General features: G+C 70.7%; 16 protein-coding genes and 3 pseudogenes. 5 read left to right on the top strand and 14 right to left on the bottom strand.

What is annotated here, in order from left to right; translation table 11 throughout:
* Positions 1-1,178 precede the first annotated feature (1,178 nt).
* The gene (gene hisS / locus ACIBQZ_RS23705; RefSeq protein WP_396090936.1) at positions 1,179-2,513 is read right to left on the bottom strand and encodes a histidine--tRNA ligase; all 1,335 of its coding nucleotides are present in this window, start codon (positions 2,511-2,513) and stop codon (positions 1,179-1,181) included.
* Between the two features lie 25 nt (positions 2,514-2,538).
* Positions 2,539-3,237, bottom strand: coding sequence for an MBL fold metallo-hydrolase (locus tag ACIBQZ_RS23700; RefSeq protein ID WP_396090935.1), 699 nt, complete (start codon positions 3,235-3,237; stop codon positions 2,539-2,541).
* A 153-nt stretch (positions 3,238-3,390) separates the two neighbouring features.
* Between ACIBQZ_RS23700 and ACIBQZ_RS23695 the strand changes: the two genes are divergently transcribed.
* The 4 genes and pseudogenes from ACIBQZ_RS23695 to ACIBQZ_RS23680 all read left to right on the top strand — a co-directional run.
* Positions 3,391-4,254 carry a peptidylprolyl isomerase gene (locus tag ACIBQZ_RS23695; RefSeq protein ID WP_396090934.1) on the top strand — a complete coding sequence of 288 codons (864 nt, stop codon included), beginning with the start codon at positions 3,391-3,393 and terminating at the stop codon, positions 4,252-4,254.
* Positions 4,255-4,317: 63 nt separating this feature from the next.
* The gene (locus tag ACIBQZ_RS23690) at positions 4,318-5,148 is read left to right on the top strand and encodes a peptidylprolyl isomerase (protein WP_396090933.1); all 831 of its coding nucleotides are present in this window, start codon (positions 4,318-4,320) and stop codon (positions 5,146-5,148) included.
* A gap of 2,071 nt (positions 5,149-7,219) precedes the next feature.
* Positions 7,220-7,384, top strand: a pseudogene (locus tag ACIBQZ_RS23685) (MBL fold metallo-hydrolase); the annotation flags it as partial.
* Positions 7,348-7,839 (top strand): annotated as a pseudogene (locus ACIBQZ_RS23680) (MBL fold metallo-hydrolase); the annotation flags it as partial. The pseudogenes ACIBQZ_RS23685 and ACIBQZ_RS23680, both read left to right, overlap by 37 nt.
* Positions 7,840-8,072: 233 nt before the next feature.
* On the opposite strand, the gene ACIBQZ_RS23675 reads toward ACIBQZ_RS23680, so the two are convergent.
* From ACIBQZ_RS23675 to ruvC, 8 genes and pseudogenes are all read right to left on the bottom strand, one after another.
* Entirely contained in the window at positions 8,073-10,472 is a 2,400-nt protein-coding gene (locus tag ACIBQZ_RS23675) for a RelA/SpoT family protein (protein ID WP_396090940.1), read from the bottom strand.
* Between the two features lie 199 nt (positions 10,473-10,671).
* Positions 10,672-11,232: an adenine phosphoribosyltransferase gene (locus tag ACIBQZ_RS23670; RefSeq protein WP_396090932.1), complete on the bottom strand. Its 561-nt coding sequence runs from the start codon at positions 11,230-11,232 to the stop codon at positions 10,672-10,674.
* Positions 11,233-11,301: 69 nt separating this feature from the next.
* Positions 11,302-12,474, bottom strand: a complete 1,173-nt coding sequence (gene secF, locus ACIBQZ_RS23665; RefSeq protein WP_396090931.1) for a protein translocase subunit SecF — start codon at positions 12,472-12,474, stop codon at positions 11,302-11,304.
* Between the two features lies 1 nt (position 12,475).
* The gene (secD, locus tag ACIBQZ_RS23660) at positions 12,476-14,338 is read right to left on the bottom strand and encodes a protein translocase subunit SecD (RefSeq protein WP_396090939.1); all 1,863 of its coding nucleotides are present in this window, start codon (positions 14,336-14,338) and stop codon (positions 12,476-12,478) included.
* A 322-nt stretch (positions 14,339-14,660) separates the two neighbouring features.
* Positions 14,661-14,996 (bottom strand): annotated as a pseudogene (gene yajC / locus ACIBQZ_RS23655) (preprotein translocase subunit YajC); the annotation flags it as partial.
* A gap of 133 nt (positions 14,997-15,129) precedes the next feature.
* On the bottom strand, positions 15,130-16,188 hold the full coding sequence (gene ruvB, locus ACIBQZ_RS23650) for a Holliday junction branch migration DNA helicase RuvB (protein ID WP_396090930.1): 1,059 nt from the start codon (positions 16,186-16,188) through the stop codon (positions 15,130-15,132).
* Positions 16,185-16,787, bottom strand: a complete 603-nt coding sequence (ruvA, locus tag ACIBQZ_RS23645) for a Holliday junction branch migration protein RuvA (protein ID WP_396090929.1) — start codon at positions 16,785-16,787, stop codon at positions 16,185-16,187. The genes ruvB and ruvA overlap by 4 nt, the downstream gene beginning before the upstream one ends.
* Entirely contained in the window at positions 16,784-17,323 is a 540-nt protein-coding gene (gene ruvC / locus ACIBQZ_RS23640) for a crossover junction endodeoxyribonuclease RuvC (protein ID WP_396090928.1), read from the bottom strand. The genes ruvA and ruvC overlap by 4 nt, the downstream gene beginning before the upstream one ends.
* 220 nt (positions 17,324-17,543) lie before the next feature.
* On the opposite strand from ruvC, the gene ACIBQZ_RS23635 reads away from it, so the two are divergent.
* Positions 17,544-18,125, top strand: coding sequence for a hypothetical protein (locus ACIBQZ_RS23635; protein WP_396090927.1), 582 nt, complete (start codon positions 17,544-17,546; stop codon positions 18,123-18,125).
* 5 nt (positions 18,126-18,130) lie between these two features.
* Here ACIBQZ_RS23635 and ACIBQZ_RS23630 read toward each other — a convergent pair whose 3' ends face one another.
* From ACIBQZ_RS23630 to pdxS, 4 genes are all read right to left on the bottom strand, one after another.
* Positions 18,131-18,691 (bottom strand): Uma2 family endonuclease, encoded by a 561-nt coding sequence (locus ACIBQZ_RS23630; protein WP_396090926.1) that lies wholly within the window; start codon positions 18,689-18,691, stop codon positions 18,131-18,133.
* A gap of 31 nt (positions 18,692-18,722) precedes the next feature.
* Positions 18,723-19,475 (bottom strand): YebC/PmpR family DNA-binding transcriptional regulator, encoded by a 753-nt coding sequence (locus ACIBQZ_RS23625; protein ID WP_396090925.1) that lies wholly within the window; start codon positions 19,473-19,475, stop codon positions 18,723-18,725.
* A gap of 15 nt (positions 19,476-19,490) precedes the next feature.
* Positions 19,491-20,153: a pyridoxal 5'-phosphate synthase glutaminase subunit PdxT gene (pdxT, locus tag ACIBQZ_RS23620; protein ID WP_396090924.1), complete on the bottom strand. Its 663-nt coding sequence runs from the start codon at positions 20,151-20,153 to the stop codon at positions 19,491-19,493.
* An 81-nt stretch (positions 20,154-20,234) separates the two neighbouring features.
* Entirely contained in the window at positions 20,235-21,140 is a 906-nt protein-coding gene (pdxS, locus tag ACIBQZ_RS23615; protein ID WP_396090923.1) for a pyridoxal 5'-phosphate synthase lyase subunit PdxS, read from the bottom strand.
* Positions 21,141-21,340: the final 200 nt, after the last annotated feature.

The following is a 21,340-nucleotide window of genomic DNA, read 5'->3' as shown; positions in this document are numbered from 1 at the left end:
GCTCAACGAACGCCCCCGCATGACCCTGGCATGGAACACTCCCGCCGAGCGGCTCACCGAGCTCCTCGGTGATGCAACCACCGGCTGAAAACGCCCTCCGCACCCTCCCGAAACAAGATCCGCGCAGATCGAGGCGACGCGCCGCGAGGCCAGGCAACTCCCGCAGACCACTGCCGCCACAGTCAACTCCGCACCCCACCGAAACAAGATCCGGGTAGGGCTGGACGGCGCGGCGGGTCCCCGCGGGTCAGCGCGGCGCGGCTGGACGCGGTCGGTGCAGCTGGGCGCGGGGTGCGGCTCAGGTGAGCGCGGGCGGCGCGGGGTCTGCACGACCGGGCGGGAGTCTGCTGGACGCGGGTCGGCGCTGCTGGACGCGGCAGGGCACAAGTCGGCGCAGCTGGATGCAAGTCGGCGCAGCTGGACGCGGGTAGGCGCGGCTGGACGCAAGCCGGCGCAGCGGGGACGCGGGCAGGCGCAGCGGGACGCAAGTCGGCGCAGCTGGATGCAAGTCGGCGCAGCTGGACGCGGGCAGGTGCAGCAGGACGCGGGCAGGCACAGCAGGACGCGGGCAGGCGCGGCAGGACGCGGGCAGGCGCGGCAGGACGCGGGCAGGCGCGGCCAAAGCGAGGCAAATGGTCAAGATAGGCGCCAACGGCGAGCCAGACATCAACACTCCAGCGAATCTTGTAGCGCCGCGGTCACCCGACTTTCGCCATTTCTGGATCACGGTCCCCCGCGATCCAGCCCGTTGCCGAGTTCGTCCGGTATGCGGGATTAGCCCGTGGAGGGTGCGTGGCGGCAGCGGAGGTTGAGGGGGTCATCTCAGGAGGAAAGGGGCGCGACCGGTAGACCTTGTAGCGGTGTGGTTCAGCTAGAACGTTCTAGCTCATCAAGATCTGCGGTAAGGCAGCCGCTGAGGCTGCGACGGCGCTGAATGGCGAAAGTCGGCTGGTCAAACCCCGGCGCGACAGTACCCGCGGCTCCACCGGCGGGAGCTTGCCGCAAAGCACCAAGCCGGACCACAACAGGGCTTGGGGGCGGGGATGACCCACGCAGGGACCAAGCCTGACCGCCCGGAGTGGGTCATCCCCGCCCCCAAGCCCACCATGCAACCAGCCTGCAATCGGCGGGAGCGACGGTCAGCACCATGCAACCACGCACGACAGCAAGATTTTGATCTAACCCTGCGAGATCCCCGGAAGCAGATCCCCCGCCGGCGGTGTCCAGCTCCCGGCGTCCGCCTCGACCTGCTCCCCCGAGCGGATGTCCTTGATGGTGTCGGCCTCGCCGTCCGCCCCCGGGAACCACACGAACGGGATGCCGCGCCGCTCGGCGAAGCGGATCTGCTTGCCGAATTTCGCCGCCGTCGGGGCCACCTCGGTGTTGATGCCGCGGCTGCGCAGCCCCTGGGCGATGCGGTCGCAGGCCGGGCGCTGGTCCTCGGTCGGCAGCGCCACCACCACGCAGGTCGGCACGCTGCGGGTGATCGTCAGGGCGTTCTGGCCGAACAGCAGGCCGAGCATCCGGGAGACGCCGATCGAGATGCCGACGCCGGGGAAGCGTTCGTTGCCCGCCGTGGCCAGGTTCTCGTAGCGGCCGCCGGAGCAGATCGAGCCGTGCTTCTCGTAGCCCTGCAGCTGGGTCTCGTAGACCGTGCCGGTGTAGTAGTCCAGGCCGCGGGCGATTTTCAGCTCCGCGCGGATCAGGCCGGGGGCGTGTTCGGCTCCTGCTTCGACGACCCGGAGGAGTTCTTCCAGGCCCTCGTCCAGCAGGGGGTTGTCGACGCCGAGGGCGCGGACCGCGTCCACGAAGGAGCCGTCGGTGGCCGAGATCGAGGCCAGTTTGAGGCAGGCCGCCGCCTGGGCGTCGGTCGCGCCCGCGGTTTCCATCAGCAGGGCCGTGACCTTTTCCGGGCCGATCCGGTCCAGCCGGTCGATGGTGCGCAGCACCTGGTCGGGGTCGGCCAGGCCGAGGCCGCGGTAGAAGCCCTCGCACACCTTGCGGTTGTTGACCAGGATCGTCGCCTTCGGGATCGGCAGTGACGCGAACGCGTCCCCGATCACCAGCGGCATCTCGGTGTCGTAGTGGAACGGCAGGGTGTCGCGGTCGACCACGTCGATGTCGGCCTGGAGGAACTCGCGGTAGCGGCCCTCCTGCGGGCGTTCGCCGCGCCACACCTTCTGGATCTGGTAGCGGCGGAACGGGAACTGGAGTTTGCCGCTGTTCTCCAGCACGAAGCGGGCGAACGGCACGGTCAGGTCGAAGTGCAGCCCCAGCGCGTCGTCGGAGCGCGGGCCGGCCGGGTCCTCCTGCAGGCGGCGCAGGACGTACACCTCCTTGGAGGTCTCGCCCTTGCGCAGCAGCTGGTCCAGCGGTTCGACCGCGCGGGTCTCCAGCGGCGCGAAGCCGTACAGCTCGAAGGTGCGGCGGATCCGTTCGACGACGTTCTGCTCGATCATCCGCTGGGCGGGCAGCCATTCCGGGAAGCCGGAGATGGGCGTGGGCTTGCTCATGGTGCTGTTCTCCTTGCGGGAAGTCTCAGCGGCCCCGGCCGGGCGCGGCGGTCAGTTCCCGCAGGTACGGGTTCGCCTTGCGCTCGCGGCCGATGGTGGTTTCCGGTCCGTGGCCGGGCAGCACGACGGTGTTGTCGGCCAGCGGCAGGATCTTGTCCCGCAGGCTGGTCATCATCGTCTCCGTGCTGCCGCCCGGCAGGTCGGTGCGGCCGATCGAGCCGGCGAAGAGCACGTCGCCGGAGAGGCAGATCTGCTCCGCCTCCCAGGACGAGCCCGCGCCGGGCAGCCGGAAGAGCACCGACCCGCCGGTATGGCCGGGCGCGTGGTCGACGGTGACCTCCAGGCCGGCGAGGCTCAGCGTGGCTCCGTCGGTCAGCTCCGCGACGTCCTCGGGCTCGGTGTACGGCAGCCGCCCGCCGAACAGCGCGTTCAGGTCGACGCTGAGCCCCTTGGCCGGGTCGGCGAGCATCTCCCGGTCGGCCGGGTGCACGTACGCCGTGATGCCGCGCGCGCCGCAGACCGGCGCGACGGAGAAGGTGTGGTCGAGGTGGCCGTGGGTGAGCAGGACCGCGGCCGGGTGCAGCCGGTGCTGCGCCAGCACCTCGTCGAGGCGGTCCAGCACGCCGATGCCCGGGTCGATGATCAGGCACTGCTCGCCCGGGCCGGCGGCCACCACGTAGCAGTTGGTGCCGAAGGCCTCGGCCGGAAAGCCGGTGACGAGCACTCCGCACCCCTCTCTGACAGTCAATCTCCCTGGGCCAGCCTAGCGGGACGCACCGTACACACCTCGCACACCACATTCCCAGCGGTTACCCGTACACTCTTGCGGGCGTGTGGCGTGGCGCACGAACAAGAGTTTAAGGAAGGGGAGCACTCGGTGGCTTCCAGCAGGGACCGGGCGCGAAAGCTGGCGCGGGAGAAGCTCGATCGGCAGCTGGCACGCCGGGCGGGCAGGCAACGCCGGCGGCGGCAGATCCAGGCCGGGCTCGGTGCGGCACTCGCGCTTGCCCTGATCGTGGGCGGGGTGGCGTGGCTCGGTGGCGCGTTCGACGGTGACGAGCCGGTCGACACGACAGCCACCGACGTGTGCGCGTGGACCCCGCAGAACGCCGAGTCGAATCCGGACCTCAAGGACGTGGGCGAGCCGCCGACCGGTGGCATCCCCACCGAGGGCACCCGGCCGATGACGATCACCACCGACCAGGGTGCACCGATCGTCGTCTCGCTGGACCTGGCCGACGCGCCGTGCAGCAGCGCGAGCCTGAGCTACCTGGCGAGCAAGCAGTTCTTCGACAACACCACGTGCCACGAGATCACCACCGAGGGCGCGATCCGGTGCGGTGACCCCAAGGGCACCGGGCAGGGCGGCCCGACGTACACGGTCTACAACGAGAACACGCCGCTGGCGCCGGCGCCCGCGCCCAGCGCCTCGGCCGCGGCCACCCCGCAGGCCCCGCTCTATCCCAAGGGCACCGTGGCGATGATCGGTAACCCGCCGGGCGCCAACGGCAGCCAGTTCCTGATCTTCTTCAAGGACTTCACCCCGAAGACGGAACCGCAGTACCCGATCGTCGGAACGGTGACCGGCGGCCTGGACACGGTCGCCAAGATCGGCAAGATCGCCACCGTGGCGAACAGCGCCGGCGACAAGGTCACGCCGAAGAACAAGATCACCGTGCAGAGCATCACCGTCGGCGAGCCCGGCAGCGCGCCCGACCCCTCGGCGTCCAGCCAGTCCTGAGCTTCTCCTACCAGAATCGTCACCACATCCCCTCACCGCACCGAGGCATACAGGAGGAACACCGTGTCGTCGATCAAGGACCGGCAGCGCGCGGCGGCGCGGGCCCGGCTGGAGAAGGAGATGGCCGAGCGGGCCACTGCGGCGCGCAAGCGCCGGCAGCGGCAGGCCATTATCGGCTCGGCCCTCGCGGTCGTCGTGATCGCCGGCGTCACCGTGGCGATCGTCGCCGCGCTGCGCAACGACGACGACAAGAAGACCCCAGACGCGGCCGCCCCGCCGCCCGGCACCGTGGCCTGCTCGTGGATCCCGGAGGACGGCAGCACCGGCAGCAAGGTCAAGGACGTCGGCACCCCGGCGGCGAACGCCCCGAACATGGGCGCGGCCACGCTCACCATGGACACCAACCTCGGCGCCGTCACGGCCAAGGTGGACCTGTCCAAGGCGCCCTGCACCGGCGAGGCCTTCACGTACCTGGCAAGCAAGAAGTTCTGGGACAACACCAAGTGCCACCGCCTCACCACGGCGGGCATCAAGGTGCTGCAGTGCGGCGACCCGACCGCCACCGGCAAGGGCTGGCGGGAGAGTGACGGCTCCGGCGGCCCGAGCTTCCGCTACGCGGAGGAGAACCTCCCGGTCAACGCCAAGCCGGCGTACCCGAAGGGCACCATCGCGATGGCGAAGACGTCGGCGCCCAGCAGCACGGGCAGCCAGTTCTTCATCGTCTACGAGGACACCGACCTGCCGCCGGACTACACGGTCCTGGGCACGATCACCACGGGCATGGACATCGTCGAGACGGTGGCCAAGGCAGGCACCGACGACGCCAACGGCAAGGGCGACGGTCACCCGAAGAAGGAAATCACCATCAAGACGCTGACGATGGCGAAGGCCTAACCAGACCCGAAAAGGCGGACCCCGCGGGGTCCGCCTTTTTGCTGCCCACAAAACCTCAAGATCAAATTCTTCCGGTCGTGCCTGGTTGCATGGTGCTGACCGTCGCTCCCGCCGAACGCAGGCTGATTGCAGGGTTCCTCGCGCCCGCTTGCGGTGAGTGCTCCACGCGCGGCGGCTGGCACAACCGGTCGTCGTGACGGCCGAGCTCCCGGCGGGGGTTGCGGTCGGCTCCGGGCCGACCGGCTGTCCCCCTGGTGAGCTGCGGCTGACCTGGTAGGGGCGGTGCGGAGCTGATCCCGGCTCGAGGGACTGCCGACTGGTTTGCCCGGAGGACCCGCACGCGGATGACCGGACGGCGACACGCTGGGATCGTGGTTTGTCACCTGGCCGTGCTGAAGCCTGCCGGTACAGGTCCGACGTCGCGGCGGCAGGCGTTGGCGGTGGCGGCAGGCGTTGGCAGCAGGCGTTGGCGTTGGCGGTGGCGGCAGGCGTTGGCAGCAGGCGTTGGCTGTGGCAGTAGGCGGTGACGGTAGGGCGGGCGGCGGCGGTAGGTGGTGGCGGTCGATCTGTGTGGGGAAGCGTGGTTCCGGTTGGCGTGCGGTGTGGTGTGGTGTGGGCTGCGGGGTGCTGTCGGCTGCGGGGTGCGGTCCCGGCAGCTGGACTTGGTGTCCGCATGATGGGTGTCGATGTCCGATGCCGGGCGATCGTCTCAACAGGCGGATAGGTGTCTCACCATTCGGATCGCCGACCACTCAAAAACCGCAAATGATGCGTGGTGGTGGGCGTTGGCGGCGATCTTGTGGCGGTGTGGTGAGGAGCTGACCGTGGTGCCACAAGATTGGCGCTCGCTCGGGTGCCGCCGGTGATGCGGGGTGACGGAGAGGCTTGTCTCGGCGCTGTCCGGGCACCGCCGCGGGCGAGAACAGCAAAGCCGCCAGTGGCGCGCGACGCGGAGGCCCGGCGGCGCAGGCGTGGCGGACAGGCGGGCAGGCGTGGCGGACAGGCGGGCAGGCGTGGCGGACAGGCGGGCGGGCGTGGCGGACAGGCGGGCGCGGCGGACAGGCGTGGCGTGCGGGCGTGGCGGACAGGCGTGGCGTGCGGCCGTGGCGTGCGGCCGTGGCGGGCGTGGCGGGCGTGGCGGGCGGGCGTGGCGGGCGGGCGTGCGGGCGGACGGGCAGGCGGACGGGCGTGACGGGCGGGCGGACGGACGGGCGGGCGGACGGATTGGGGGCGTGGCGGGCGCGGCGGTGGAGGCGGTGAGAGCGGGTGAAGGCGGTGAGAGCGGTAGGGGCGGTGAGAGCGGCAGGAGTGGTCGCCAGCGGACCCGGAGTCAGGGCCATCGATCCACCGCAGGGCCCGATCCGTACAGGTCAGTGTGTCCGCGCGGCTCCCCGCGCTCGTCACCCGTCCTGGCCGTGGTGATCAACCCGCGAACCAGCCGTGCAGAACACTCAGCAGGGGTCACCTCGGGTGCTCGCGCCGCTGAGATCCGGCCCGCGACTGGGGGGCGGTGATCCGTTGTGGACTGCGCGAGGCTCGCGGCTGCCCGGTTCCGCTGGTGCGGACCGTCCGTCTCGCGACACCGGTTGACACAGGGCGCGCCCCCGCCGAGCGCAGGCTGATTGCATGGTGAAGCCGGCCCCGCACCGCCGCCTGGGCTTGGTGATCACCATGACCCGCGCCGGCGCCAGTACGCTTCGCGGACGGACCGCAGGTGGGCGACCTCGCTCAGGCGCGTCCGGGCGTCATACCGGTTCGACGGGTGGCCGGCGCTTGCCAGTCGCGGTGCGGAAGTCGTCGACGGCTCGAGCACGCCACGGCTCGGCGGGGACCACTCGTGGCGGGAGACGGGCGCGTACCGGACGATCCCGCGACGTGGACGCAGCCTGTGCATCGGGTGGCCAGCATGACCGACCCGGTGGCAGTCTCCGCGCGCCGGCTCCCACCGGCGATGTCTCCCGTGCCGGGTGCGGCCGCGCCGGACGAGCTGGGCGGGCCGACGGCGGATACCCTCCCGTGGAGATCGCGATCCGGCGTGGCTTCGACCTGATCTGAGCGGAGGGGGCCGCCCGTGCTGACGCAGGTCGCCGAGGGTGTGCTGGTTCATGAGAGCGAGTTCTGCCAGAGCAACGCCGTGGTCGTGCACGGCCGCACCGGCGTGTTGCTCATCGACGCCGGGGTGCAGGACCACGAAATGGCCTGCCTCGCGGACGACCTGTCCCGGTCCGGCCGGACCGTGGTGGCGGGCTTCTCGACGCATCCGCACTGGGATCACCTCCTCTGGCACCCCCGGCTCGGCGCCGCGAACTGCCGCATCGCCTCGATCAAAGCGCCTCCGACGACCTCGCCCCTCGCTACGGCACGGCCCGCTGCGCTGCCGACGTACGGGATCAGCTGGCCGAGCCGGACGCGAAGGCCGCCATCACCGACCACCTGGGCCCGACCGGCATCGCCGAGCAGGTCTCGCTGGACCTGTACGGACTCGTCACCGCCCTGCCCGCCGGGACCGCGCGGATCCCCTGGGACGGCCCGCCGGTCCGGATCATCGAGCATCGGGCGCACGCGCCGGGGCATGCGGCGCTGGTTGTCGAGGGACGCGGGGTGCTCGTCGCCGGCGACATGCTCTCCGACGTGCTCATCCCGATGCTCGACCTGCACGGCACCGCCGCCGACCCGATCGAGGACTACCTCGCTGCGCTGCGGCTCCTCGACGGCGTGGCGGGCGGCGCCGAGGTTGTCGTCCCGGGCCACGGGTCAGTCGGCGGAGCCGGTCAGGCGCGGGCGCGCATCGACCAGGATCGGGCGTACGTGCTCGCCTTGCGCGCGGGCCGGGTGCCCCAGGACCCGCGGGTCGGCCCTCGGCCCAGCCCGGCTGGGAGTGGGTCGGCGATGTGCACGACGGGCAGCTCCAGCGCCTGGGGCGCTCAGGCGCCTGACGTCACCCGGTATGCGTCGAACACACCGTCCACCTTGCGCACCGCCGCCACCAGGTGGCCGAGGTGCTTCGGGTCGGCCATCTCGAACGTGAACCGGCTGACCGCCACCCGGTCGCGGGTCGTGGTGACCGTCGCGGACAGGATGTTGACGCGTTCCTCGCTCAGCACCCGGGTCACGTCGGCCAGCAGCTTGTGCCGGTCGAGCGCCTCCACCTGGATCGCCACCAGGAACGTCGACGCGGAGGTGGGCTTCCAGCTCACCTCGACCACGCGTTCGCTCTGCTCGCGCAGGTCCTCGGCGTTGGCGCAGTCCTCGCGGTGCACGCTGACGCCGCCGGAGCGGGTGACGAAGCCGAACACCGCGTCGCCCGGCACCGGGGTGCAGCAGCGGGCCAGCTTCACCCAGACGTCGCTGACGTCCTTGACCACCACGCCGGGGTCCTGCGCGGTGCTGCGGTTGCGGGGCGGGCGGGTCGCGACGGCGGTCTCGGCGATGTCCTCGACCGCGCCCTCCTCGCCGCCGAACCCGGCGACGAGCTTCTGCACGACCGACTGGGCGGAGACCGTGCTCTCGCCGACCGCCGCGTACAGCGAGGCGACGTCGGCCAGGTGCAGGTCGCGGGCGATGGTCGTCAGGTTGTCGCTCGTCAGCATGCGCTGCAGGGGCAGGCCCTGCTTGCGCATCGCCTTGACGATCGCCTCCTTGCCGTCCTCGATCGCTTCCTCGCGGCGTTCCTTGTTGAAGTACTGGCGGATCTTGGTGCGGGCGCGGGGGCTCTTGACGAAGCCGAGCCAGTCCTGGGTGGGGCCGGCCGTGGCGGACTTCGAGGTGAATATCTCGATGACGTCGCCGTTGGACAGGGTGGACTCCAGCGGCACCAGCTTGCCGTTCACCCGGGCGCCGATGGTCTTGTGGCCGACCTCGGTGTGCACCGCGTACGCGAAGTCCACCGGCGTCGAACCGGTCGGCAGCGGGATGACGTCGCCCTTGGGGGTGAAGACGTACACCTCCTGGCTGGACAGGTCGAAGCGCAGCGCGTCCAGAAACTCGCTGGGGTCGCTCGCCTCGCGCTGCCAGTCGAGCAGCTGCCGCAGCCAGGTCATCTCGTCGATGTGCGCCGGCGGGCCCACGATCGTGGCGCCCTTCTGCTCCTTGTACTTCCAGTGCGCGGCGATGCCGAACTCGGCCGTGCGGTGCATCGCGAAGGTGCGGATCTGCATCTCGACCGGCTTGCCGGTGGGGCCGATGACCGTCGTGTGCAGCGACTGGTACATGTTGAACTTCGGCATCGCGATGTAGTCCTTGAACCGGCCCGGCACCGGCTGCCAGTTCGCGTGGATGACGCCCAGCGCGGCGTAGCAGTCGCGGACCGTGTCGACCAGGATGCGCACGCCGACCAGGTCGTAGATGTCGTTGAAGTCGCGGCCCCGGACGATCATCTTCTGGTAGATCGAGTACAGGTGCTTGGGGCGGCCGGTGGTCTCCGCCTTGATCTTCGCCGACTTGAGGTCGAGCTGGACCCGCTGGGTGACCTGGCGCAGCAGCGCCTCCCGCTGCGGCTGGTGCTCGCCGATCAGGCGGTTGATCTCCTCGAACCGCTTCGGGAACAGCGTGCCGAACGCGAGGTCCTCGAGCTCCCACTTGATCGTGTTCATGCCCAGGCGGTGGGCCAGCGGCGCCAGGATCTCCAGCGTCTCCTTGGCCTTCTGCTCCTGCTTGGGCCGCGGCAGGAAGGTCAGGGTGCGCATGTTGTGCAGCCGGTCGGCCAGCTTGATCACCAGGACCCGCGGGTCCTTGGCCATCGCGACGACCATCTTGCGGATCGTCTCCGCCTTGGCCGCGTCGCCGAGCTTCACCCGGTCGAGCTTGGTGACGCCGTCGACCAGCAGCGCGACCTCGCCGCCGAAGTCGGCCTTCATCTGCTCCAGGCCGTAGTCGGTGTCCTCGATCGTGTCGTGCAGCAGGGCGGCGACCAGCGTGGTGGTGTCCATGCCGAGGTTGGCCAGGATGGTGGCGACCGCGAGCGGGTGGGTGATGTAGGGGTCACCGGACTTGCGGTACTGCCCCGAGTGCCAGCGGGCGGCGACGTCGAAGGCACGCTGCAACGCCCGCCCGTCCGCCTTGGGGTGGCTGGCCCGGTGGGTCGCGATCAGGGGCTCGAGAACCTCGCTGACCTGCGTGGTTTGCCAGGGCGCGTTGAACCGCGCCAGCCGGGCCCGGACCCGCCGCCCGGTGGGCGCGCTGGCCAGCCCGAACCCACTGGTCGGCTCGTCCGCCGGGGACAGCGGCTGGGTCGCCTCGAGGTCGTGCGTCTCCCCGGTGGCCGGGGCCTCGGGCTTGGGGGCTTGCTCAGCCTTGTCGGACGCCTTAGCGCCGGTCGGCTGCACCGTGCCCTCCGCCGGAGGGGCGACGTCGCTGGACACCGGCCTCCTCACACCTTCGCCGGGACCACGGCCGGTCGTCCTCGACCGGTCCGGTCCATCACCATTGCTCACCTTGTTGAGAACGCCATCCTACCCGCCTGGACTTCCTCGATGGCCGGGCCCGAGCCGCCGAAAGCACGCCGCCAACAGGGGCAGACTAGGATCAAACGGTCAGCAGCGCATGGACCGTACGCGGGGTCAGCCGCTCCCGGCCGTCCAGGAAGCCCAGCTCCATCAGCACCGTGAAACCGGAGATCGTGCCGCCCGCCCGCTCGACCAGGTCCAGCGCCGCGACCGCGGTGCCGCCGGTGGCCAGCACGTCGTCGACCACCAGCACCCGCTGGCCGGCCACGAACGCGTCCTCGTGCACCTCGAGGGTCGCGTCGCCGTACTCCAGCGAGTACGACACCGAGTGGGTCTTGCGGGGCAGCTTACCGGCCTTGCGCATCGGCACGACGCCCTTGCCGGTGGCGTACGCGATGGCCGCGGCGACCACAAAGCCACGGGCCTCCACGCCGGCCACCACGTCGAACGTCTCGACGCCGTGCCACGCCACGATCCCGTCGATCACCTGCCGGAACACCGGCCCGTCGGCGAACAGCGGCATCAGGTCCTTGAACACGATGCCGGGCTTGGGGAAGTCGGCCACGTCCAGCACCCGGCTCGCCACCAGCGCCGCGACCTCGGGACCGCTGTCCCCGCGTACCTCGTCAGTCTGGGTCACGCGGCACAGCCTAGACAGGCCGACGGCCCGCCACCGAAGCGGTGGCGGGCCGTGGTTGGTCCGTGCTGCTCAGCGGCGCTTCTGGCCGCCGCTGGGCCGGTTGCCCGCACCACCGCGCGGGTTGTTGCGCTTGGCCGCCGGCCGCACGCCGGGCCGCGGCGTGGAACCGGCCAGCGCCGGCACCTCGTCGGACGGGGTCGCGTTGGCCGGCCGGGCACGCTCGCCCCGGGCGACGTCGCCGGAGCGGGCCGCCGACCGCCGGGCCAGCACCCGCGCGGTGTGCGACTTGATCCGCGGCTCCTGGTCCTTGAGCGCGGACAGCATCGGCGCCGCGAACACGATCGAGGAGAGCACGCCGAGGCCCATGCCGACGAACAGCACCAGGCCGAGGTCCTTCAGCGAGCCGGCGCCGAGCAGGCCCGCGCCGATGAAGAGCAGGCCGCCGACCGGCAGCAGCGCCACCAGGCCGGTGTTGATCGAGCGCATCAACGTCTGGTTCACGGCCAGGTTGGTCGCCTCGCTGTAGGTCTGGGTGCTGCCCGCGGTGATGCCGCGGGTGTTCTCCTGGACCTTGTCGAACACCACGACCACGTCGTAGAGCGAGAAGCCGAGAATGGTCAGGAAGCCGATCACCGTGGACGGCGTGACCTCGAAGCCGACCAGCGAGTACACGCCGGCCGTCAGCACCAGGTCGAGCAGCAGCGACGAGACAGCCGCCACCGCCATCCGCCACTCGAAGCGCACCACCAGATACCCGAGCACCAGCACGAGGAAGATGGCCAGGCCGAGCAGCGCCTGCTGGGTCACCTGGGTGCCCCAGGCCGCCGAGACCCGGTTGTCGCTGATCTCCTCCGCCGGCACCTTGAGGTCGGCGACCAGCGCGTCCTTCACGGCGGTCGACTCTTCCTGGGTCAGCGCCTCGGTCCGGACGGTGTAGGTGGCGTCCGGGCCGTTGCCGACCTTCTGCGCGGGGCCGAGGTCTGCGGCCTCCGCCACCCCGGCGGTCTCGACCGCCCTCGCGACGGCGTTCTGCGCCTCGGTCTGGGTGCCGACGCTGGCCGGGATCACGAACTGGGTGCCGCCGGCGAACTCGATGCCGAGGTGGAAGCCCCGGATGACAAAGCTGCCCAGGGCCACCAGGAGGAGCGCGGCGGCGATCGCGAACCACATCTTGCGGCGACCGACGATCTGCAGGTTCGCCTCGCCGTTGTACAGGCGATCGGCAAAGCCCTTGCTGGCCATGTCAGGCCTCCTTGACGTCGGTCGGGGCACGCTTCAGGGCGCGGCCGAGGCCGCTGACCCGCGGCGACATGAACGCCTTGGTGTTGGCGAACATCGTCATGATCGGGTGCCGGAACAGGAACACCACGACCAGGTCCAGGATCGTCGACAGGCCCAGCGCGAACGCGAAGCCCTTCACCGCGCCGATCGACACGATGTAGAGCACCACCGCCGCCATGATGGTGATGGTGTTCGCCGAGATGATGGTACGCCGGGCGCGGACCCAGGCCCGGGGCACGGCGCTACGAGGGCTGCGACCCTCGTGGATCTCGTCCTTGAGTCTCTCGAAGTAGATGACGAAGGAGTCCGCCGCCACACCCAAGGAGACGATGAAGCCGGCTATGCCGGCGAGGGTCAGCGTGAAGCCGGTCGTGCGGCCCAGCACCACCAGGGCGCCGAAGGTCAGCAGCGCGGACAGGATCAGGCTCAGGAAGATGACCGTGCCGAGCAGGCGGTAGTAGAAGAACGAGTAGATCGCGACCAGGCCCATGCCGATCGCGGCGGCCAGCAGGCCCGCCTCGAGCTGCTGCTTGCCCAGCGTCGCGGAGACCGACTGGGAGTTCGCCGGCTGGAAGGTGACCGGCAGCGCGCCGTACTTGATCTGGTCGGCGAGCTCCTTGGCCGACGCGGCGTTGAACTGGCCGGTGATCTGCGACTGGCCGGTCAGCACGCCCTGGATCTCGGGGGCGGAGATGACCGTCTTGTCGAGCACCACGGCGACCAGGCAGTGCGTCGCGCCGGTGGACAGCGCCTGCGCGGCGGCCACGCAGGAATCGTCGGCGGCCGGCTGGAAGGCCTCCCGGGTGAGCGCGGTCCACTTCTGCTGGCCCTCGCCGGTGAAGTCCAGGGAGACGACCCACTGGCCCTGCTGCTGGTCCAGCTGCGGGGTGGCGGTGTCGATGTCCGTGCCGATGACCTTGGCGACGTCCAGGTACATCTTGGCGCCGCTCTGGCAGGCGACCACCTTCGAGTTGATCTCGTCGATGGCGCCGTTGGGGCGCTTGTCGAGCTGCTCCGCGCAGCCGATCGTCGGGATGTTGAACTGCATCTCCGGCGTCAGCGCGTTGACCTCGTCGCCGGTGAGCGTGCCGAAGGCCTTGAACGGCACGCCGGCGGCCGGGTCGGTGGACAGGTCCACCGGGTCGGTCAGCTTCTCGGCCGCCGCCCAGGCAGCCGCGCCGACCTTCTTCTCGATGGCCGCGCGCTGGGTCTTGACGTCGGCGGAGACGGGGGCCGGGGCCGGCGCGGAGGCCGACGGAACCGGCGCGGGGGCGGAGGCGCTGGCGCTCGGCGCCGGTGCCCGCTCGCCGCCACCCTGACCACCGGACGAAGCCGACGGGGCGGCGCTGGCCTTGGCCCCGGGGGCGGCACTGGTGCTGGGGGCGGGGGCGCTGCCGCTCGGCGCGGCGCTCGCGGTCGGCGGGTTGGCCGCCACCGCGGCGTTGTCGCCGGTCGCCTTCAGCACCTTGCGGAAGCGCATCTGCGCGGCCTGGCCGACGTTCTTGAGCTGGTCGTTGGACTCACCGGCGACGGACACCACGATGTTGCGGCTGCCCTCGATGACCACCTCGGCCTCGGAGACACCCAGCGCGTTGACCCGCTGGTCGATGATCTTGCGGGCCTCTTCCATGCTGACCTGCGACGGAGCCTGACCGTTCTCCAGCGAGGCCACGTAGGTGGCCTGGGTGCCGCCGATGAGGTCGAGGCCGAGCTTCGGCTCGAGCCGGGCGTCAATGTCGCCCTTGGCGCCCGCCCCGAAGAAGACGAGCGAATAGAGGATGACGAAGAGGAGACCGAGCACGGCGAGCTGCCGCCCGGGATGCATCTGTCCCTGTGGTGGTCGTGCCACGACTGTCGATCTCCTCGTGCTTTTCGGCCGCGGCGGGAGCGCGCGGCGCTGGGGATGAACCGGGGCGTACGGACGCCGGACGGCTGACCCGCCGCAGGCGGATTTCCGGCCGATTTGCCCGGCGACGATTATTCACAACAACGAGCCGCGCGGCTGCCCCGTTCCGCGGCCGGATCGGGATTTCCGGCGCGGCCCGGCCGGTCGGCGAGCCGCGACCGGCGGCGGATCAGTCCTTGGACTTGCGGGTCTCGACGACCGGGCTCTCGATTGCGGTGCTCGCGTCGGGCTCGGCGACCGGGTCGGCGGCGACCGGCTCGTCGTCGGCCACGACCGGCTCGGCCGCCGTCTCCTGCTTGATCACCCGGGCGATGGCCGGCCGGGCGAAGCGCGCGGGGACGCCGGGGGCGATCTCGACGGTCACGACGTCGTCGGCCACCTCGAGCACCGTCGCGTGCAGGCCGCCGATGGTCACGACCTGGTCGCCGGGGCCGAGCGCGGACTGCATCTGCTGCGCCTCACGACGCCGCTTCTGCTGCGGGCGGATCATCATGAAGTACATGACGCCGAAGAGCAGGACGATCAGAAGCAGCGGCGTGAAACTGCCACCGCCCTGCGCTTGAGCTGCGATAGACACGAAGTGACCTTCCATGGGGCTTCCGACGCGGCTGAGCGGCACACGACGGGGCGATATACACATCCCGTTCGAACGGCGGCGAGTCTAATCCCTCTACCTGGGAACTCGTTCAGCGGCACACGTCACGTTCACATTACGGAGAGCTTTCGGCGTCGCGGGCGAACAGGTCGGGCTGCTGCGGCAGCGTTCCCCGGCCCTCCGGCGGGCGCTTGCCGAGGTGCTGCCAGCCCGCGTCGGTGGCGACCCGGCCGCGTGGCGTCCGGGCCAGCAGCCCGGCCCGGACCAGAAACGGCTCGCAGACCTCCTCGACCGTGTCGGACTGCTCCCCCACCGCGACGGCGAGCGTGGACAGCCCCACCGGGCCGCCCCGGAACGACTCGATCAACGCCCGCAGCACCGCCCGGTCGAGCCGGTCCAGGCCCAGTTCGTCCACGTCGTACACCTTCAGCGCGGCCTTGGCCGTGGCCTCGTCGACGATGCCGTCACCGCGTACCTCGGCATAGTCCCGGACCCGGCGCAGCAGCCGGTTGGCGATCCGCGGCGTGCCGCGGGAGCGCCCGGCGATCTCGGCGGCGCCCTCCGGGGTGATCGGCACGCCGAGGATGCGCGCCGAGCGGTGCAGCAGCGCATCCAGGTCGGCCGGCGAGTAGAAGTCCAGGTGCGCGACGAAGCCGAAGCGGTCGCGCATCGGCCCGGACAGCAGCCCGGCCCGGGTGGTGGCGCCGACCAGGGTGAACGGCTCCACGTCCAGCGGGATGGCGGTGGCGCCGGGACCCTTGCCCACCACCACGTCGACCCGGAAGTCCTCCATGGCGCTGTACAGCAGCTCCTCGGCGGGCTTGGCGATGCGGTGGATCTCGTCGATGAAGAGCACGTCGCCCTCGGCCAGGCCGGTGAGGATGGCGGCGAGGTCGCCGGAGCGCTCGATGACCGGGCCGCTGGTGGTCCGGATCCCGGTGCCGAGCTCGGCGGCGACGATATTCGCCAGCGTCGTTTTTCCGAGGCCTGGCGGCCCGGACAGCAGGATGTGGTCGGGTGGCGTGCCGCGCCCCATCGCGCCCTTGAGCAGCAGCTCCAGCTGGTCGCGGACCCGGTGCTGGGCGATGAACTCGGCCAGCCGGCGGGGCCGGACGCTGGCCTCCGCGTCCAGTTCCGCATCCTCCGCAAAGGGAGAGACCGGATCGTCGGTCATCGAGTTCGGCCCAGCAGCCTGATGGCCTGGCGCAACAGCACCGGCACCGCGGGCACCTCGCCGTCGATCGACTCGGCGACGGCGGCCACGGCCTGATCGGCCTGCTGCGCCGACCAGCCGAGCGCGAGCACGCCCTGCCGCACCTGATCCTGCCAGCCGCCGCTGAGCGCACCGGCCACCCCGTCCGGCCCGGTCGAGACGATGCCGATCTTGTCGCGCAGCTCGAGCACCATCCGCTCGGCGCCCTTCTTGCCGATCCCCGGCACCCGGGTCAGCGTGGCCAGGTCGCCCCCGGAGATGGCCCGCCGGACCACCTCGGGCTGGTGCACGGCCAGCACGGCCTGCGCCACCCGCGGCCCGACCCCGCTGGCGGTCTGCAGCAGCTCGAACAGGTGCTTCTCGGCGTCATCGGCGAACCCGTACAGCGTGAGCGAATCCTCGCGCACCACCAGGCTGGTCGCCAGCCGCGCCTCGGCGCCGGTCTTGAGCCCGGCCAAGGTCCCGGGCGTGCACTGCACCTGCATGCCGACACCGCCGACCTCGATGACGGCGCTGTCCGAGGCGATCGCGGCCACCACGCCGCGCACGCTGGCGATCATCGTCGGGCTCCTCCCTTACGAGCGGAAGCGGCGGCCAGGGCGGCAGCCTGCATGCGGGCGCGGGTGCCACCGCGCCAGATGTGACAGATGGCCAGCGCCAGGGCGTCGGCGGCGTCGGCCGGCCGGGGCGGGGCGTCGAGCCCCAGCAGCCGGGTGACCATGCTGGTGACCTGCGCCTTGCCGGCCGTGCCGGAGCCGGTGACGGCGGCCTTGACCTCGCTGGGCGTGTAGGTCTGCACGGGCAGCCCGGCCCGCGAGCCGGCCAGGATGGCGACGGCGCTGGCCTGGGCGGTGCCCATCACGGTCCGGACATTGTGCTGGCTGAAGACCCGCTCGACGGCGACGCTGTCGGGCTTGTGCTCCGCGACGAGGTCACCGAGGGACTTGTCCAGGTGCAGCAGCCGCAGCGCGATGTCCTCGTCGGGCTCGGAGTAGACGACGTAGTAGCCGATGAGCTTGCCCGGCCGGCCGGGGACGCCCTCGACCACGCCCACCCCGCACCGGGTCAACCCCGGGTCGATGCCGAGCACCCGCACCAGAACCCCCCTCGGACGTGTGTTCGACACCCTATGGGATGCGGGTCGGCGCGCCGCAGCCGACACACGTACCCGGGAAGATCAAGATCAAAGGCCCGCTGTCGTGCCTGGTTGCATGGTGCGGACCGTCGCTCCCGCCGATCGCGAGGTCCGTGCGTCGCACAAACCCGCGCTTGCGCGGGACCGGGTGGCGCGCCGACGATGGAGGTCGGAGGTCGCCATGGCCAACCTCATCCCGCCGATGGACGACGAGCCGCCGCCGGAGTTCCTGGCGTTCGTGGCGGCCCGGCTGCACCTGCTCCGCCGCGAGGCGTCCCGCCTGCTCGGCGGCGACCGCGCGGCGCCGGAGGTCTCCATGCAGGTGCTGACCGACCTGGCCGGGCACTGGCGGTGGCTGACCTGGGCCGCCCGGCTGACCCACCGCGACGCGGCCGGCGAATACCTGGACCGCCGCCTGACGGCGAGAACGAGGCAGTGGCGCGAGGACCAGGTCTATCCGGTCGAGGTGACCGTCCTGCACGACCTCGAACGCTGGACGGCACCGGACCGTGTGCTGGAGCCCGCCGGCGCGGGATACCGGCGACCGGCAAGCCCACCGGAGGAGACGGTGGCGCAGCAGCTCGCATACCTGCTGCCGTCCACGGTGCGGCGCGGCTCGGAAGTGATCGCGGAGGCGGAGATCGCGTGGGTGCACGCCTACCGGCGGTATGTGTGGCGCCGCTACCTGCGGCTGATCGGCGGGATCATCCTGCTGATCGGCGTGATGGTCCAGTTCCTGTCCCAGTTCTCCACCACGGCCTGAGCCCGCTACGCGCCCTTCGCGCGATACTCCGCTTCCAGCTCCGACAAACGCATCGAGCGCTCCCTCACATATGCGGGAGCGTCGCCGGCGAGCGTCAACCGGTGCAGGTGCACAAGAGCGTCGTCGTGCGAACGCTCCGGGGTCCGGTCGACGATCCAGTACTCGGGGATGCCGCGCTCCGCGTACCACCGCGCCTTCTCGGCATACTCGCTGTTCGCGGAATTCTCCGAGACGATCTCGATGACCAGGCGGAAGGCGGAGCCCGGCAGGTTGGAGTAGTCGGCCACGTCCGCCGGCAGGGACGTCACCACGCCGAGGTCGGGGAGGCGGCTGTCGCGCGGCCGGTCGCCGCGGATTCCAGTGTCCTGGAGGACCTCGAGACCGGCCGCGTACAACATCATCATGAGCCGGCGAGCCATCACCTTATGCCAGTAGGTCGACGGCGTCATGATGACGAGGTTTCCCTCGTGCAGCTCATAGCGATACCCGGTGGGCAGGGAGGCGAGATCATCGACGTCCAGGCTCTCGATCGGCGGCAGATTGAGACCGGTCATGACGGTTGGCACCCCCTCACCCTACTGGTCGTGCGACCAGGTGTCACGCGTCAATAGCCGCCATGACCTCGTCGCTCACGTCCAGGTTCGCGTAGATGTTCTGGACGTCGTCGCAGTCCTCGAGGACGTCGATGAGCTTGAAGCACTTGCGGGCCGCTTCCTCGTCGACCGGCACCGTCATCGTCGGCACCAGCGAGGACTCCGCCGAGTCGTAGTCGATGCCCGCGTCCTGCAGGGCCGTGCGGACCGCCACCAGGTCGGTCGGCTCGCTGACCACCTCGAACGCCTCGCCCAGGTCGTTGATCTCGTCGGCGCCCGCGTCCAGGACCGCCAGCATGAGGTCGTCCTCGGACAGGCCGTCCTTCGGGACGATCACCACGCCCTTGCGGTTGAACAGGTAGGACACGCTGCCGGCGTCGGCGAAGGTGCCGCCGTTGCGGGTCAGCGCCGTCCGCACCTCGGTCGCCGCGCGGTTCCGGTTGTCGGTCAGGCACTCGATCAGCAGCGCCACGCCGTTCGGGCCGTACCCCTCGTACATGATGGTCTGCCAGTCGGCGCCGCCGGCCTCCAGGCCGGAGCCGCGCTTGACGGCGTTGTCGATGTTGTTGTTGGGGACCGAGCTCTTCTTGGCCTTCTGGATGGCGTCGTAGAGCGTCGGGTTGCCGGAGGGATCACCACCGCCGGTGCGGGCCGCGACCTCGATGTTCTTGATGAGCTTGGCGAACATCTTGCCGCGCTTGGCGTCGATGACGGCTTTCTTGTGCTTCGTCGTCGCCCATTTGGAGTGGCCGGACATGCATAACCTCCGTGTTTACCGTGCGTCTTCGGCCTGCGCTTCCAACCGCCCCGCCGCTGCCCCTGACCGGACTGAAGACTGACGAACGATCTCGACGAAGTACCGGTGGACGCGGAGGTCGCCGGTGAGCTCCGGGTGGAAAGCCGTGGCGAGCAGGTTCCCCTGCCGAACGGCGACAATCCTACCGGCGGCGGGCCCGGCCGTGACGCGGCCCAGCACGCTGACTTCCGCGCCGACCTCCTCGACCCACGGCGCCCGGATGAAAACCGCGTGGAAATCACCGCCGGCGATGTCGTCGATGGCGACCGCGGCCTCGAACGAGTCCACCTGCCGGCCGAACGCGTTGCGCCGCACGGTCATGTCGATCCCGGCGAACGACTCCTGGTCGGGCCGCCCGTCCAGCACCGTGGTGGCCAGCATGATCATGCCGGCGCAGGAGCCGTAGACGGGCATGCCGCCGGCGATCCGCTTGCGGACCGGCTCCAGCAGCCCGAACGTGATGGCCAGGTTGCTCATGGTGGTGGACTCGCCGCCGGGGATCACCAGGGCGTCGACCGCGTCGAGCTCCTCGGGCCGGCGGACCGGCCGGGCCAGGGCGCCGCACTCGGCCAGGGCGGCGAGGTGCTCCCGGACGTCGCCCTGCAACGCCAGCACCCCGATGGTCACTGCATCGTTCACGATCTCACCCTACGTTCTCGCTGGTGCCGGGCAGGCCGGCGGCCCGGGGCGCGGAAAGCGCACCGGGCCGCGGTGAGGGACCTACCAGCCGCGCTCGGCGAGCCGGTGCGGCTGCGGGATCTCCTCGACGTTGATGCCGACCATGGCCTCGCCCAGCCCGCGCGACACCTTGGCGATCACGTCGGGGTCGTCGTGGAACGTGACGGCCTTGACGATCGCGGCAGCCCGCTGGGCGGGGTTGCCGGACTTGAAGATGCCGGAACCGACGAACACCCCCTCGGCGCCGAGCTGCATCATCATCGCCGCGTCGGCCGGCGTGGCGATGCCACCCGCGGTGAACATGACCACCGGCAGCTTCCCGGCCGCGGCGACCTCCTTCACCAGGTCGTAAGGCGCCTGCAGCTCCTTGGCGGCGACAAAGAGCTCGTCCTCGGCCAGCGAGGTCAGCCGGCGGATCTCACCGCGAATGGTGCGCATGTGGGTGGTGGCGTTGGAGACGTCCCCGGTGCCGGCCTCACCCTTGGAGCGGATCATGGCCGCCCCCTCGGTGATCCGCCGCAGCGCCTCGCCGAGGTTGGTCGCCCCACAGACGAACGGCGCGGTGAACGCCCACTTGTCGATGTGGTTGGCGTAGTCGGCGGGCGTCAGCACCTCGGACTCGTCGATGTAGTCGACACCGAGCGACTGCAAAACCTGCGCCTCGACGAAGTGGCCGATCCGCGCCTTGGCCATGACCGGGATGGAGACGGTGTTGATGATGCTGTCGATCATGTCGGGGTCGCTCATCCGCGAGACGCCGCCCTGGGCCCGGATGTCCGCGGGCACCCGCTCCAACGCCATGACCGCAACCGCGCCGGCATCCTCGGCGATCTTGGCCTGCTCCGGCGTGACCACATCCATGATCACACCACCCTTGAGCATCTCGGCCATGCCGCGCTTGACCCGCGCGGTACCGGTGACAGAAGTGGGGCTCTCAGAGCTGGACACAGCGAAGACTCCTTATGGGGTGTGGTCTGCGGGGAATTTTATCGGGGGGCGGGGGTGCCACCGAGGGCCAATCAACCCCAAGGTGGCCTGCTCCGGGTGCGGGAATCGAGGCCACTTCAAGATCCGGTCGTGCGTGGCTGCATGGTGCTGACCGTCGCTCCCGCCGAACGCAGGGTGGTTGCATGGTCTATCCGCTGCCG

Source organism: Actinoplanes sp. NPDC049599 (assembly GCF_044465625.1).
Lineage (GTDB): Bacteria > Actinomycetota > Actinomycetes > Mycobacteriales > Micromonosporaceae > Actinoplanes.
Note: the sequence above shows the minus strand (reverse complement) of the source record. Positions and strands in the feature narration are given on the sequence as shown.

What these genes read in the sequence shown, in the direction of transcription:
- hisS (WP_396090936.1), bottom strand. Translation starts at nt 2,513, where the DNA reads ATGAGCAAGCCCACGCCCATCTCCGGCTTCCCGGAATGGCTGCCCGCC.
- secF (WP_396090931.1), bottom strand. Translation starts at nt 12,474, where the DNA reads ATGGCCAGCAAGGGCTTTGCCGATCGCCTGTACAACGGCGAGGCGAAC.
- secD (WP_396090939.1), bottom strand. Translation starts at nt 14,338, where the DNA reads ATGCATCCCGGGCGGCAGCTCGCCGTGCTCGGTCTCCTCTTCGTCATC.
- ruvB (WP_396090930.1), bottom strand. Translation starts at nt 16,188, where the DNA reads ATGACCGACGATCCGGTCTCTCCCTTTGCGGAGGATGCGGAACTGGAC.
- ruvA (WP_396090929.1), bottom strand. Translation starts at nt 16,787, where the DNA reads ATGATCGCCAGCGTGCGCGGCGTGGTGGCCGCGATCGCCTCGGACAGC.
- ACIBQZ_RS23635 (WP_396090927.1), top strand. Translation starts at nt 17,544, where the DNA reads ATGGCCAACCTCATCCCGCCGATGGACGACGAGCCGCCGCCGGAGTTC.
- ACIBQZ_RS23625 (WP_396090925.1), bottom strand. Translation starts at nt 19,475, where the DNA reads ATGTCCGGCCACTCCAAATGGGCGACGACGAAGCACAAGAAAGCCGTC.